Source organism: Aeromonas sp. FDAARGOS 1403, assembly GCF_019047325.1.
Classification (GTDB): domain Bacteria; phylum Pseudomonadota; class Gammaproteobacteria; order Enterobacterales; family Aeromonadaceae; genus Aeromonas; species Aeromonas dhakensis.
Genome location: NZ_CP077249.1, coordinates 3209599 through 3223818, shown reverse-complemented (window position 1 = coordinate 3223818; position 14220 = coordinate 3209599). Strand labels below are relative to the sequence as shown.

The following is a 14220-nucleotide window of genomic DNA, read 5'->3' as shown; positions in this document are numbered from 1 at the left end:
GGCCCCTGATAACGGGTTAGACAAGGGGATAAATATGCAAAGCAAGGCCGGACAAACCCCTGCCAGACGACCAGTTCAGCGCTCGAATGCTTCGTTTGCCAGCAGCGCCTGATAACGCTCCGGGGTGTCCACATCCTGCAGGATGGCGGCGCTCTGCATCTCGATGAATCGATAGGGGTGCGCCAGCAGCCAGCGGCGCACCGAACCCTGTGCCGGCGCCGCCGCCAGCGCCCTGGCAAGGGCTCTGGGCAACAGCACGGGGTGGCCCGCCTCCCCCTGATAGGAGGGAAAGAGGGTCTCGTCCCCCCGTGCCTGCCAGAGCGTGCGGTACACCTCGGGGGGGATGCAGGGCAGATCGCCGTGGCTTATGAAGAGGTGATCGCTGCTACAGGCGGCGAGCCCCGCGCGGATGGAGCTGCCAAGCCCCTGTGCATAATCATGGTTGTGTACCAGCCGGATACGGGGGTGATTGGCGTAGCGGCTGATCAGCTCATCGGCGCGATGCCCCACCACCAGAATGACCCGGTCACACAGCACCAGGGCATTTTTGAGACTCTCATCAAGAATCGTGCTCTGGCGATACGGTAGCATCAATTTCCACGCGCCCATTCGTGATGAGAGGCCGGCCGCCGTAATTAGGCAGTCGCACCGCTCGCGCGAATGCCAGTGCTTCTCACTGACCGCGCCTCTATTTTCATCGGTCGTCGCCATGGCTATTTCATCACCCATTCTGCTCACCTCGCCAAATATCGAGAGTGTATTAAACCCGCTCACCGAAAATATTGATGGGCGTACCACTTTAATTAGTCTTTGCGGCGCCGGGGGGAAAACCAGCACCCTCTTCTGGCTGGCCGACTATTTCCATCAACAGGGCAAGAAGGTGCTGCTCACCACCAGCACCCGGATGTTTCTGCCCGCCCCCTCCTCTCGGCGCACCCTGCTGATTGAGGCCGACCCCATTCGTCAGCTGACCCGCTGCCAGGCGCTGCCCGATGAACCGATGCAGCTGGTGCTGTTCAGCCACCTCGATCGGGCCAGCGGCAAGGCGGTGGGGCCAAGCCCCCAGCAGATCGATCTGCTCAAGGGGCAGCAACGCTTCGACATCATCCTGGTGGAGGCGGACGGCGCCCATCACAAGTTATTGAAAGCGCCCGCTTTGCACGAACCTTGCATTCCTCAACACAGTGATTGGGTGATCGCCCTGGTGGGCGGCGCCATGGTGGGCGCCAGCGCCGACCCGGCGCAGATCCACCGCTGGGCTGAGTTCCAGGCCCTATGCGGGATTGCGGCCGGTGAACGGCTCGACTGGGCCCTGTTTGACCGGCTCATCGCCCACCCCGAGGGGGCGTTCAAAGGCACCCCGCCCGGGGCGCGCCGAGTCTGGTTTATCAATGGCGATTATCAAAATGAGCAGCAGTGGCTGCCCGCCCTGATAAACCTGCTGCAACGCCACCCCGAGCTCCACGCCATCTGGCAAGGGGCCGTGCGTGAACCCGGCGCCATTCACCATGTTTGCTGTCGGCCTGCCCCCGAAGCCGCGCAGTCGCTGACCCGTTAAGGATGAGACGAGGTACCTTATGAATCTGTTTGCACACGCTGCCCGACTGGAGCAGGAGAACACCCCCTTTGCCATGGCCCAGATCATCGAGAGTCGCGGCTCCACCCCGCGCCATCAGGCCCAGATGCTGGTGATGGCCGATGGCCGGATCCTCGGCACCATCGGCGGCGGCATGATAGAGCGGCTGGTGATCGAAGAGGCCGTGGCCGCCATTGCCGAGCGCAAGCCGCGCATCTTCCACGGCCGGATGGCCCGCAACGGCGAACATGCGGTGGGCTCGGATTGCGGCGGCGCCATGTCGGTCTATATCGACGTCTACGGCCTGCGCCCCCGCCTGGTACTGATCGGCGCCGGCCACGTCAACCGGGCACTGGCCCATGCCGCAGCGCCGCTCGGCTTTGACATCCACGTGGGGGATTGCTTCGAGGGGAGCCTCAGCCCAGATCGCTTCCCGGCCGGTACCCATCTGCAGCAGGCCGACACCATCAGCGCGGTGATCGAGGCGCTTGCCATCGAGCCCGCCAACTTCGTCATCATCGCCACCAACCACCAGGACAAGGAGGCGCTGGAGCGGCTGATCAGCCGTCCCCTCGCCTACCTGGGGCTGCTCGCCAGCAAGCGCAAGGTGCAGACCTTCACCCAGGCCCTGCGCCAGCAAGGGGTGAGTCAGGCCCAACTGCAGCGGCTGCACGCCCCCATCGGCTACAACATAGGTGCCGAGACCCCCGAGGAGATCGCCATCAGCATCCTCGCCGAGCTGCTGCAGGTGAAAAACGGCAAGGCTGGCGGCCTGATGCAGGATGACGTGCGCCTCAAGCGGGATCAGCTGGTGGTGATGCGCGGCTCCGGCGATATCGCCACCGGGGTGGCGCTGCGCCTCTACCATGCCGGCTTCAAGGTGGTGATGCTGGATCTCGACAAGCCGACTGTGATCCGCCGCACCGTCGCCTTCGCCCAGGGGATGTTCGACGGTGAAACCAGTGTCGAAGGGGTGCGAGCCAAGCGGGTCGAGAGCGTCGAGCAGGCGTTCGAGCAGCTGGATCGGGGCGTCATTCCGCTGCTGGTTGACCCCGACTGCGCCACCCTCGCCGAACTCAAACCCCGCTATCTGGTGGATGCCATTCTCGCCAAGCAGAATCTCGGCACCCACAGGGAGATGGCCCCCATCACGGTGGCCCTGGGCCCGGGGTTTGAAGCGGGACGCGACTGCGATGCGGTCATTGAGACCAATCGCGGCCACCATCTGGGGCGGGTCATCTATCAGGGCCCTGCCCAGCCCAATACCGGCATTCCCGGGGTGATCGAGGGGCACTCCGCCCGCCGGGTGGTGCGTGCCCCCGTCGCCGGGGTGATGAAGAGCCTGATCAAGCTCGGCGATCTGGTGCAGGAGGGGGACGTGATCGCCCATCTGGGGGACGCCCCCATTATCGCGCCGCTCTCTGGCATGGTGCGGGGGCTGCTCAGCGATGGCATCGAGGTACCGGTAGGCTTCAAGATCGGTGATATCGACCCCAGAGGTGAGCGCGCCGATGCTACCACCGTCTCCGACAAGGCCCGCGCGATTGGCGGCGCCGTGCTGGAAGCCATGATGCATCTGGCCCAACGCAGATAAGCCAGCGCACCAACACAAAGGGCCCGCCATGATGGCGGGCCCTTTTTTATGCCTTTACCAGCAATACGATTCAACCCTGCTTGACCCGGGTCTCCCCCGCCACCGACACCACGGAGCGCTTGCCCTTGCGGCTGATGACGACAAGCGCCAGCACGATCAGGGCGATGCCGCTCCCCTCCACCGGCCCCGGGTTTTCACCAAGCAGCCACCAGGAGAGCAGCACGCCGCTCACCGGCACCGCCAGGGTGCTGAGCCCGGCGATCCCCGCCGGCAATTTTTTCAGCACGAACAACCAGAGGCTCCAGGCCAGCGCCGTGGCGAAGATGGCGCTGTAGGCGAGCGCACCGAACACGTAGGGCTGCCAGTCGATGGGTCTCTCCGGCACCAGCGCCGCCACCAATGCCATCACCAGGGTGGCGTAGATCATCTGCCAGGTGGTGAGGGACATGAGATCCACTGTGGGGTAACGGGCATACATCCGCTTGGCGATGATGGCGCTGATCCCCCAGCAGATGCCGGAGGCAATCCCCAGCAGCGCGCTCTTCATGGAATCGAGGTGCAGTTGCCAAGGCTCGATCACCAACAGCAGGCCGCAGGCGGCCACCCCGACCGCGAGATAGTGCAGCTTGCGCATCCGTTCACCCAAAAAAAGCGCTGCGAAGATCACCACCCAGAACGGCATGGTGTAGCTCAGAATGGCCACCTTGCCCGCCCCGCCGCTGATCAGCGCCCACTGGGCCAACCCCACCATGCCGCAGGTCTGGAACAGGGCGATGGCGAGGGTATAGCGAAACGGGGTAGGTTTGAGATAACGGCGGCCGCGCAGGCACTGCACCAGCAGCAACACCAGGGATCCGCACAGGCAGCGCAGGGCGGTGAACTCGAACGCCCCCGCGTAGAGCATCACCTGCTTCATCACGATCCAGCTGTAACTCCAGATGGCGGTGAGCAGGACCAATCCCCCCAGCGCCGCCATGTTCAACTTGCTATTCATTGTGCTGCCTTGTTGCTGCGGCGGCCGGTGCGTCCGCCATTCGGGGCGCCATCTTACTCCTCTGCCGTTCCCCTGCCCACCGCGGATAAGAGCTGGCCGGCCCATGCTTTCCCTCTGCCAATCCCTGACACCTGCCAACAGAAAGGGGCCTTGGGCCCCCTGTTTGCAACCATCAAAGACGAGGCTACAAGCTGATCAGGGTGCCGGTCTTGCCGGCAATGCCATCAGCCGCCTTCTCCAGCAGGGTGATCAGGGATTTGCGCCCCGCCATGGAGGTGGCGAACGAGAGCGCCGCCTCCACCTTGGGCAACATGGATCCCTTGGCAAACTGCCCCTGTGCGATAAAGCTGTTGGCATCGGCGACGCTCAGGGTATCGAGCCACTGCACCTCGGGCTTGCCGAAGTTGATGGCTACTTTTTCTACCGCGGTAAGGATGATCAGCATGTCGGCATCGATGAGCTCCGCCAGCCTGGCACTGGCCCAATCCTTGTCGATCACCGCGCTGGCACCACGCAGGTGGTTGCCCTCGCGCAGCACCGGAATGCCGCCGCCACCGACGGTGATGACCACCTGACCGGCGGCCAGCATGGCAGAGACGGTCTCTTTCTCGATGATGTCGATGGGTTTGGGGGATGCCACCACCCGGCGATAGCCGCGGCCGGCATCCTCTTTGAGCCGCTCGCCCTTGGCCATCAACGCCTCGGCCTCCTCCTTGCTGAAAAAGCCGCCGATAGGTTTGCTCGGGTCAAGGAAGGCGGGATCGTTTTTATCCACCTCCACCTGGGTCACCAGGGTGGCCACCGGCTTATGGATGCCGCGCTCCAGCAGGGCCTCGCGCAGGGCATTTTGCAGGTCATAACCGATATAACCCTGACTCAGGGCCACACAGACCGACATGGGCAGATGGGGCGCCTTGGGGTCGTGGCGGGCCGCCACCTCGAACGCCTGCTGGATCATCCCCACCTGCGGGCCGTTGCCGTGGGTCACCACCACCTCGTGCCCCTGGGCAATGAGGTCGGCAATGGTGCCCGCCGTGCTCTGCACCGCCTTCATCTGCTCGGGCAGGTTGTTGCCAAGGGCATTGCCGCCAAGGGCCAGTACGATTCGCTGTTTCATCTTGTTATCTCCAGTGAGGGGACAAGCCGGCGCGATACCGGCCCACCTTTCGTTGTTCACATAAGCTTGCGGGTTAGCCTGTTTCGAACGGATTGTCAGCCGGCCACTGTGGAGCAAGGCGATTGCAGCTCCGGCGCCAACGCCGGATCAAACGGCGCTCTGGCCAGAAAGCGGCCATGACCACGTCGCCCCAGAAACTCGCCGTCGCGAGCGACTATCTCGCCGCGACTCAGGGTCAGCCTGATCCGGCCCGGGCAGCGCATCCCCTCGTAAGGGCTGTAGTCACCGTTGTCATGCAGCAGTGGGTGAGAAATCAGGGTGTCACCGCGGGGATCCATCACCACCAGATCGGCGTCAGACCCAAGTTGCAGGTTGCCCTTGCGCGGCCAGAGGCCAAACAGGCGCGCCGGGTTGGCGCTGGTGAGCGCCACGAAGCGGGACGGCGAGATGCGCCCCCCCAGCACTCCGTGGGTAAACAGCAGCAGCATCCGGTTTTCGACCCCGGGCAAACCGTTTGGGCAGCGGCTGAAATCGCCGCCAGAGAGGGTCATGCGCTGGGCGTGGGAGAAGTTGCAGTGATCGGTCGCCACCACGTCGATGTCGCCAGCAGTGATGCCGACCCACAGCTTGTCCTGCTCGCTGCGCGAGCGCAGCGGCGGACTCAGCAGATAGTCGACCCCGTTCTCCTTGTAATAACACTGCTCATCGAGCAGCAGATATTGCGGGCAGGTCTCCACCCAGACCGGCTGCCCCTGGCGGCGCGCCAGTTTCAGATACTCCAGCCCCAAGCCGTTGGAGAGATGGACGATATAGAGCGGCGCATTGCCCGCGAGCCCCGCCAGATTGATCATCCGGGCGATGGCCTCCGCCTCGCACTCAAGCGGGCGGCTTTGCGGGTGATACCAGGGCTCATGATGGCCGGCGGCCAGCAGGGCCGCCCGGCGCGCCGCGATGGCGGCGTCGTTCTCGGGGTGGACGGTGGCAAGCGCCCCCACCTCTTTGAGGCGCGCCAGGGCGCGCAGCACGTCGTGGTCCCCCAGCTTGTACTGGTAGGTGAGGTAGAGCTTGAAGCTGCTGATCCCCTCCTCCTGCACCATGGCAGCCATCTCGTGGAGGATGGCGTCATCCACATGCTGAACAACGCCATGAAAGCTGTAGTCGACCACTGCCTGATCGGCGGCGTAGTCGTGATAGCGGGCCAGCTGGTGATGCAGGTTGCACCCCGCCGGGCCAAATCCCATGTGATCGACGATGGTGGTGGTGCCACCACAGGCGGCGGCACGGGTACCGCTGAAAAAATCATCGCAACTGCGGGCAATGCCGACATCGATGTTGAAGTGGGTGTGGACATCGATGCCGCCCGGCATCACGTAGCAGCCGCTGGCATCGATCAGCTCGGTCTCGCCATCGGGCTCGATAGCGGCGGCGCGCGCAAGGATCACCCCGTTCTCGATCAGCAGATCCTGACGATATTCACCCTGCGCATCGACCAGCACACCGTGTTTGATCAGCCGTTTCATCCCCACCCCCTCGCACATCCGATCGCGTCAAACAGCAGGGCCCCGCCTGCGAAAGACGGGGCACTGGCCACATTTGCAACAGCCGGGCGGTGATGGCAGTCACCGCCCGGCAGACCCTTACTTGTCCAGCTCGGCCAGATAGAGCATGGGGATCACGGCGTACATGGCGGCGCACTTGACCAGATGCTCCTTCCAGGTCTTCTCGTTCGGCGCGTGGGCCTCCGGCTCTTTGCCCGGGCCAAAACCGATCACCGGGATGCCGTGGCGACCCATGATGGAGACCCCGTTGGTCGAGAAGGTCCACTTGTCCACCACCGGCGCCTTGTTGAACAGCTGGGTGTACGCCTTGGAGAGGGTTTTGACCGTGATGTGATCCTCTTCCACCTTCCAGGTCGGGAAATAGCACTCGGTCGGATAGACCAGACCGGTGTAGGCCGGACGGTCGTACTGGTACATGGAGACCTCGGCGCCGGCGGCTTGCACCGCAGGCAGGGCGCGGATCTCGTCGAGCGCCCCTTGCCAGGTCTCGCCCCAGGTGAGACGACGGTCGATGGAGACGGCGCAGCTGTCCGCCACGGCGCAGCGGCTTGGGGAGGTAAAGAAGATCTCGGAGACGGTCAGGGTGCCCTTGCCGAGGAAGTCGTCGTTGCCGAGGTTGTGACTCAGCTCCTGCAATTCGCCGAGGATCGGGCCCATCTTGAAGATGGCGTTGTCACCGCGCTCCGGTGCGGAGCCGTGGCAGCTGACCCCTTGCACCTCGACGCGGATCTCCATGCGGCCGCGCTGGCCACGGTAGATCTGGCAGTCGGTGGGTTCGGTACTGACCACGAACTCGGGGCGGATCTTGCTCTGCTCGATGATGTACTGCCAGCAGAGGCCGTCGCAATCCTCCTCCTGCACGGTGCCGGTCACCAACAGGGTGTACTCGTCTTCCAGCCCCAGATCCTTGATGATCTTGCCGGCGTAGACCATGGAGGCCATGCCCCCTTCCTGATCGGAGGCACCGCGGCCACCGATGATCTCGTGATCTTCCATCCCCTCATAGGGGTCGAAGGTCCAGTTGGCCATGTTGCCGACCCCCACGGTATCGATGTGAGCATCCATGGCGATCAGGTGCGGGCCGTGACCGATATAGCCCAGCACGTTGCCCATAGGGTCGATCTCCACCTTGTCAAAACCAACCTTCTCCATCTCCTGCTTGATGCGCAGCACCACCCGCTCTTCATCGCAGCTCTCGCTCGGGATGGCGATCATGTCGCGCAGGAACTGAGTCATCTCGGCCTTGTACTGGTAGGCCTTCTCCAACACCATTTCAAACGGAATTTGCTTGCTCATTGTGTCTCTCCATAACCAACCTGGGGTGCGGGAGTGCGCCTCCCGCCCGCTACTTCGTCATGGCACCCGCCGGGCACCATCCTGTTTCGATTCATACCTAGTCACAGGCGGGGTGCTTGCCTTCCCACACCACTTCCCGGTAGTGCTTCACGTCGGTGTCCCCTTCGGTGTTGATCACCAGCACTACCGATTGCTCATCGAGCCCCAGTCGGGCCATCAGCGCCGCGCGATCCGGGTGGTGGCGCACCGCCGCCAGCACGCCGGTGCCGACCGAACCGGATTCGCCGGAGATGATGCGAGGGTCATTGCCAAGGGGATTGCCCAGCACCCGCATGCCGAGCGCCGATACCTTGTCGTGACAGGAGATGAACTGGGTGGTGCAGCCACGCAGCACCGGCCAGCCGAGGGGATTGGGTTCGCCGCAGGCGAGACCGGCCATGATGGTGCGCATGTCGCCCCCCACGTTGACCATCTCCCCCGCCACGCCGGAGCGGTAGATGCAGTCGGCCTGATCCGGCTCGACCACGATACTGTGCAGATTCTTCGCCCCGAAGCAGTCCACCAGATAGCCGAGCACGCCGCCCGCCAGCGCCCCGACCCCGGCCTGCAGCAGCACGTGAGTGGGCTGTTTGATGCCCATGGCCTGCATCTGCTCGACCGCTTCGTCGGCCAGGGTGGCGTAGCCCTGCATGATCCAGGTCGGGATCTTGGTGTACCCCTCCCAGGCGGTGTCCTGCACTATGTACCAGCCGCGCTCCTCGGCCATCTTCATGGTGAGGCGCACGGTGTCGTCGTAGTTCATGTCGGTGACGATGCACTCGGCCCCCAGCGCCAGGATGTGGTCCACCCGCTCCTGGGCCGAGCCCTTGGGCATGTAGACCACCGCATGCTGACCCACCTGCTTGGCGGCCCAGGCGACGCCACGACCGTGATTGCCATCTGTGGTGGTGGCGAAGGTCATCGGCTCCTTGATGGTGCGCTTGATGAGATCGAAGGTGAAATCCTCCACCGCCACCCCATATTTTTCACAGAGCAGGTTGGCGATGGCGTAAACGCCACCCAGCATCTTGAAGGCGTTGAGGCCAAAGCGTTTGGACTCATCCTTCACCAGGATGTTCTTCACCCCGATATAGGCGGCGAGCGCTGTCAGATCGCACAGGGGGGTGGGCTCATAACCGGCCAGTTTTTTATGAAAGGCGCGGGCCTTTTGCGCCTCGGCACGGGAAAACAGGGGCAGCGACTCACCGGTAAAGAAACGGTTATCGGCAATCTCCATCTTCAGGGAAAATTGGGACATGAATACCTCGCAAAGAGTCATCTCGCCGGGGATCATCGAGTGAAAAGCGCCCCGGGGAGAGAACCCGTGACAATAATTGCGTGATGACGACGGCCGGGCGGGACTTATTTCCCGCCCGGCCCGGCCAGGCCATTATTTGACGCGTTTTTGCGCCTCTTTTATCAAGCCTTCGAGGGCGGCGCCCGGTGCCGAGAATTTACGGGCAACAATCATGGCGGCGATAATATAGGGCTTCCAGCTCGCCTCTTTATAAGTGGCGATACGATATTTCTCGAATACCCCTTCGGTTACTTCCCCTTCCTTGCAGGAGACGCCGGAAATATCCGCCGGCAGGCAGTGCATATAGAGCGCCTCACCCCCCTTGGTGAGGGCCATCATCTCCTCGGTGCAGTGCCAATCCTGATGCTTGGCGTTTTGCGCCAGGCACTGCTTCTCCAGCTCCTTGAGGCCAGCGTGATCGTTGGCCCGCAGCAGCTCGGTGCGCTGCTCCATCACCTGATAGGGCGCCCAGGACTTGGGATAGACGATGTCGGCATCCTTGAACGCCTCTTCCATAGAGGTCACCTGGCGAAAGCTCCCACCGGAGGCCTTGGCGTTCTCATGGGCCACTTCGATCACGTCCGGGATCAGGTCATAGCCTTCCGGGTGGGCCAGGGTCACGTCCATGCCAAAGCGGGTCATCAGGCCGATGATGCCCTGCGGCACGGAGAGCGGCTTGCCGTAGCTCGGCGAGTAGGCCCAGGTCATGGCAATCTTCTTGCCCTTGAGGTTCTCCAGGCTGCCGAAGTGCTCCTGCAACCAGGCGAGATCAGCCATGGACTGGGTCGGGTGATCAATGTCGCACTGCAGGTTGACCAGCGCCGGGCGCTGGGGCAGTACTCCCTTCTCGAACCCCTCGTCGAGCGCAGCGCCCACTTCACGCATGTAGGCGTTGCCGGCCCCCAGATACATGTCGTCGCGAATGCCGATGGCATCGGCGCAGAAGGAGATCATGTTGGCGGTTTCACGGACGGTCTCGCCGTGGGCAATCTGGGACTTGCCCTCGTCCAGATCCTGCTGGGTCAGGCCCAGCAGGTTGAGGGCGGAGGCGTAGGAGAAACGGGTACGGGTGGAGTTGTCACGAAACACCGAGATGCCAAGACCGGTATTGAACAGCTTGGTGGCGATGTTTTCGGCGCGCAGTCCCTTGAGGGCCTCGGCCAGTTTGAGCACCAGCGCCAGCTCCTGAGGGGTCTGCTCCCAGGTCAGCAGGAAATCTTTTTCATGCAGGTTGGACTTGAGTTCATTGATCTCTTTGATTAACTGGTTCACTGCTTTCATCGTTAGCCCCAATCTGTTGATGAGAAATGCATTGCTCCCCTTCCACTCACAGGTCACCGAAACAAGGGCCATTGGGTGAGTTCATCGGTCAGCGTCAAATAAGGGCAATCAATAAGTGTGCCAACGCATAAATAAGCGGGAAATAACCAGAAAAGGCGTCTTGAATGTGAGCCGGCGCACAGCCTGAGGCTATATGGCGCCCCGCCAAGGCAGGTGAGCCGACTTATTTTCAAGCGGATGGCTGAGTGCCACTGAAATAGCGCGAGAATAGTGCGAGAAGAAACGAAGCCGGCCCTGATAATTATCAGTCCGGCTATCACCAGAGCCTGTCAATTGATAGAGAGCGGGGCCACATTCTCATAATGATAACGCCGCGATTATCGGTCGCGGCGCGGTGAAGCGGGGCCGCCAGGCGACCCGCTGCGGGATCAGGCCTGCACGGCTATCTCGTACTTCTTTATCTTGCGATAGAGGGTGGCGATGCCGATCCCGAGTGCCTGGGCGGCCAGCTTCTTGTTGCCAAGGCGCAGCAGGGTCTCCTCTATCATCTGCTTTTCCATGTTCTCCAGCCCGTTTTCGCCAAGTGGCAGTGCCAACCCGCGCTCGACCTGGCCGGCAGCCGACTCTGGCAGGCTTGCCTCTGGCGATGACCAGGGCGTCCCGCTAGCCGATGCCGGGTTGCCAGCGGCAGGAGTGAGCGCAGGATCGGCCAGCACGCCATGGGAATAAGGGTCGGGCGAGAGCGGCATACGCGCGATTTTCGCCGTGCTTCGTGGCGGCTCATCCGCCCCACTGCGCTGGTTGCGCAGGATGTTGGGGGGCAGCAGGATGCTCTCGATCACCTCTCCCGCCTGCACCACGTTCACCAGGTACTCGATGAGGTTGCTGAGCTCGCGCACGTTGCCGGGCCAGCGGTAGCCCTCCAGCAGGGCCATCACCTCCGGGCTCAGCCCCGGATACAGCAGACCGATGCGGCTGGTGTGCAGGTTGAGGAAGTAGTGGGTCAGCAGCGCCACGTCCCCCTCCCGCTCGCGCAGGGGCGGCAAGTGGATGGGAATGACGTTGAGGCGATAGAAGAGATCCTCGCGAAACTTGCCCTCGGCGATGTACTGCTCCAGATGCTGGTGGGTCGCGGCTATGATGCGAATGTCCACCGGCACCGGCCGGCTGGCGCCGATGGGGGTCACTTCCCTCAGCTCCAGCACCCGCAGCAGCTTGGCCTGCATGGTGAGCGGCATGTCCCCTATCTCGTCGAGAAACAAAGTCCCCTGCTGGGCGGCCTGGATCAGCCCCTGCTTGCCGGTGCTGGAAGCCCCGGTGAAGGCCCCCTTCACGTAACCGAACAGCTCGCTCTCGAGCAGCTGCTCGGGGATGGCGGCACAGTTGATGGCGATGAAGGGCTTGTCGCGGCGCGGGCTGAGTCGGTGGATAGCGCGGGCCACCACCTCCTTGCCGGTGCCGCTCTCGCCGCACACCAGCACGCTGGAGGGGCTCAGGGCGATGCGATGGAGCAGCTTTTTCAGGGCCCGCATCGGCTTGCTCTCCCCGATCAGCATGCTGACTCCCTCGTCGGGCTCCAGCGGCGGGTTCGGTGTGCCGTGGGACTGGTGAAACGCCATCAGAAACAGCTGCTGACCTTGTACGTGGTGCAACTGGCCGATGATCAGCTCCTGACGATCCCCCAGGGTGACGATGTGCTGCAGGTGGCCGGTCAGCCCCTGCTGGGCAAAGGTGAGCGGCCGCAGCCCTATTTCGCAGCCCAGCAGCGCCTCCTGCTGGCAGTTGAGCTGTTTGAGCGCAACCTCGTTGGCGTAGAGCAGCTGGCTCTTCTCGTCGAGCAGCAGGCAGCCCTGATCCATGTGGTTCATCAGGCTGAGGAAGACCTTGTTGACCCCGTCCGACAGGCCGCGCGAGTCGAGCAGCTTGGCCACGAAGATGCTGGAAATGTGCTGCACATAGTCGCACACCTCCTGCAGGTTGTTGTTGAGACGGGCCTGCTGCTCCGGGTTGAAGGCCACCAGGCTGATCACCCCGATGCAGTTCTCCTCCACCATGATGGGCACCCCGAGGAAGGCCCGCTCCCGGCAGCTCTCCTTGCAGCTGCACCCCTCGCAGACCGGATCCTCGCTGGTGTGGGTGACGATCTTCTCGCGCTGATGCTCGATGACGTAGCGCAACAGGCGGGAGTCCCCCTCCAGCTGGCGACCGAAAAACTTGCCGTAAGGGCCGGTTCCCGCCACCCGCACCATGTTGGCGTCCACGATTTCCACTTCCAGTTGCAGCACGCTGGCCAGCATCTTGGCAAAGCGCAAAATGGTGGGCTGGATCTGCATCAACAAACATTGGTTACTGACGGACATCATGTTGTAAATCCCCTGGCTCCCACCCCGGGTGGGATTCATGCTGGCCAGATACTATGCCAATTCGACAGCAGCGACTTCGCCGAGGATCACGAAAAGGGAACTTGCACCCGCCCCGCTCCCCGGAGTGAGAGCTGGCGCAGAGTGGGGAAGATAAAAGCCAAGGAGCAGGCAGCCCACATCATCCGGTGTGCACTAAAACGACGAGAAGGGCCGGATCAGTTGCCCAGATGCAGGGCCAGCCAGACTGCCAACGGGATCACCAGCACCGAGAGCGCATTGCCGCCGAGCACGATACTGGCCACCTTCTCGGGCTGGCACTGGTACTGCTCGCACAGCATGTAGTTGAGCACCGCCGGCGGCAGTGCCACCGACAGCATCAGAAGCGGGATCCAGGCCGGCTGCAACGGCAGCAGCCAGACCGCCAGCCCCAGGGAGATGCCACCGGCCAGCAGATAGAGCAGGTTGCACTTGAGGGCGAGCCCCAGGTGATCCAGCTCCCCTTCCATCAGCCGGATGCCGAGGGCAAACAGCATCAGCGGCACCGAGATCTGGCCGAGCAGAGAGGCGCTGGTCACCAGGTATTCGGGCAGCGAAATGTGCAGATTGGCCACCAGCAGGCCCGCCAGGGCGGCCCACAGCACAGGGCTTTTCAGCCAGAGCCAGCGGGAGGTGTTGGCCGAGAGGATGAACATGCCCACCGAGAAGTGGAGCAAGTTGGAGAGCACGAAGAGTATGATGATGGCGCCCAGCTGCTGCTCGCCGAAGGCCAGCACCATCAGCGGAATGCCGAGGTTGCCGGTGTTGCGAAACATGGCGGGCAGGATCAGGGCCGGTCGGCTGATGCTGCGAAGCCTGAGCAGGGAGAGCAGCAGCCCCGGCAGCAGGATCACCAGGGCCCCCGCTGCGATGAGCGACAGGTGGGCCATCAGATCCAGCGGGTATTTGACCAGCGCCGAGAACACCAGTGCGGGGGTGAACAGCTCGATATTGGCCCGGTTGACGTAACCCAGCGCGCCGCCCGGACGCAACCGGCCGTAGAGGGCGCCAAGCCCCACCACCGCAAACACCGGAATGACGATATTGAGCAGGGCGCTGAACATGGGC

The 14220-nt window shown here is 63.0% G+C and carries 11 protein-coding genes; 2 read left to right on the top strand and 9 right to left on the bottom strand.

The window, feature by feature from the left end; genetic code table 11:
* Nucleotides 1–75 precede the first annotated feature (75 nt).
* On the bottom strand, nt 76–711 hold the full coding sequence (gene mocA, locus I6L33_RS15150; RefSeq protein WP_302054581.1) for a molybdenum cofactor cytidylyltransferase: 636 nt from the start codon (nt 709–711) through the stop codon (nt 76–78).
* Here mocA and yqeC point away from each other — a divergent pair.
* Both yqeC and yqeB read left to right on the top strand, forming a co-directional pair.
* On the top strand, nt 710–1558 hold the full coding sequence (gene yqeC, locus I6L33_RS15145) for a selenium cofactor biosynthesis protein YqeC (RefSeq protein ID WP_216972835.1): 849 nt from the start codon (nt 710–712) through the stop codon (nt 1556–1558). The genes mocA and yqeC overlap by 2 nt on opposite strands.
* Before the next feature lie 19 nt (nt 1559–1577).
* Entirely contained in the window at nt 1578–3170 is a 1593-nt protein-coding gene (yqeB, locus tag I6L33_RS15140; RefSeq protein ID WP_216972834.1) for a selenium-dependent molybdenum cofactor biosynthesis protein YqeB, read from the top strand.
* 70 nt (nt 3171–3240) lie between these two features.
* Here the strand turns inward: yqeB and I6L33_RS15135 are convergent, their stop codons facing one another.
* The 8 genes from I6L33_RS15135 to I6L33_RS15100 all read right to left on the bottom strand — a co-directional run bounded on the left by I6L33_RS15135 (nt 3241) and on the right by I6L33_RS15100 (nt 14216).
* Nucleotides 3241–4164: a DMT family transporter gene (locus I6L33_RS15135; protein WP_216972833.1), complete on the bottom strand. Its 924-nt coding sequence runs from the start codon at nt 4162–4164 to the stop codon at nt 3241–3243.
* 184 nt (nt 4165–4348) lie between these two features.
* Nucleotides 4349–5281 (bottom strand): carbamate kinase, encoded by a 933-nt coding sequence (arcC, locus tag I6L33_RS15130; protein ID WP_010633906.1) that lies wholly within the window; start codon nt 5279–5281, stop codon nt 4349–4351.
* 95 nt (nt 5282–5376) lie between these two features.
* Nucleotides 5377–6801, bottom strand: a complete 1425-nt coding sequence (gene hydA, locus I6L33_RS15125) for a dihydropyrimidinase (RefSeq protein WP_216972832.1) — start codon at nt 6799–6801, stop codon at nt 5377–5379.
* A 117-nt stretch (nt 6802–6918) separates the two neighbouring features.
* A complete protein-coding gene (locus tag I6L33_RS15120; RefSeq protein ID WP_005301172.1) occupies nt 6919–8136 on the bottom strand; it encodes a YgeY family selenium metabolism-linked hydrolase in 1218 nt (405 codons plus the stop codon).
* Nucleotides 8137–8233: 97 nt separating this feature from the next.
* A complete protein-coding gene (gene dpaL / locus I6L33_RS15115) occupies nt 8234–9433 on the bottom strand; it encodes a diaminopropionate ammonia-lyase (protein ID WP_216972831.1) in 1200 nt (399 codons plus the stop codon).
* A 132-nt stretch (nt 9434–9565) separates the two neighbouring features.
* A complete protein-coding gene (ygeW, locus tag I6L33_RS15110) occupies nt 9566–10753 on the bottom strand; it encodes a knotted carbamoyltransferase YgeW (protein WP_216972830.1) in 1188 nt (395 codons plus the stop codon).
* Between the two features lie 428 nt (nt 10754–11181).
* Nucleotides 11182–13116, bottom strand: coding sequence for a sigma 54-interacting transcriptional regulator (locus tag I6L33_RS15105; protein ID WP_216972829.1), 1935 nt, complete (start codon nt 13114–13116; stop codon nt 11182–11184).
* A 215-nt stretch (nt 13117–13331) separates the two neighbouring features.
* Nucleotides 13332–14216, bottom strand: a complete 885-nt coding sequence (locus I6L33_RS15100) for an AEC family transporter (protein ID WP_216972828.1) — start codon at nt 14214–14216, stop codon at nt 13332–13334.
* Nucleotides 14217–14220 lie beyond the last annotated feature (4 nt).

Coding starts and splice junctions, on each gene's coding strand:
- yqeC (WP_216972835.1), top strand. CDS start 710: ATGGCTATTTCATCACCCATTCTGCTCACCTCGCCAAATATCGAGAGT.
- mocA (WP_302054581.1), bottom strand. CDS start 711: ATGGCGACGACCGATGAAAATAGAGGCGCGGTCAGTGAGAAGCACTGG.
- yqeB (WP_216972834.1), top strand. CDS start 1,578: ATGAATCTGTTTGCACACGCTGCCCGACTGGAGCAGGAGAACACCCCC.
- I6L33_RS15135 (WP_216972833.1), bottom strand. CDS start 4,164: ATGAATAGCAAGTTGAACATGGCGGCGCTGGGGGGATTGGTCCTGCTC.
- arcC (WP_010633906.1), bottom strand. CDS start 5,281: ATGAAACAGCGAATCGTACTGGCCCTTGGCGGCAATGCCCTTGGCAAC.
- hydA (WP_216972832.1), bottom strand. CDS start 6,801: ATGAAACGGCTGATCAAACACGGTGTGCTGGTCGATGCGCAGGGTGAA.
- I6L33_RS15120 (WP_005301172.1), bottom strand. CDS start 8,136: ATGAGCAAGCAAATTCCGTTTGAAATGGTGTTGGAGAAGGCCTACCAG.
- dpaL (WP_216972831.1), bottom strand. CDS start 9,433: ATGTCCCAATTTTCCCTGAAGATGGAGATTGCCGATAACCGTTTCTTT.
- ygeW (WP_216972830.1), bottom strand. CDS start 10,753: ATGAAAGCAGTGAACCAGTTAATCAAAGAGATCAATGAACTCAAGTCC.
- I6L33_RS15105 (WP_216972829.1), bottom strand. CDS start 13,116: ATGATGTCCGTCAGTAACCAATGTTTGTTGATGCAGATCCAGCCCACC.
- I6L33_RS15100 (WP_216972828.1), bottom strand. CDS start 14,216: ATGTTCAGCGCCCTGCTCAATATCGTCATTCCGGTGTTTGCGGTGGTG.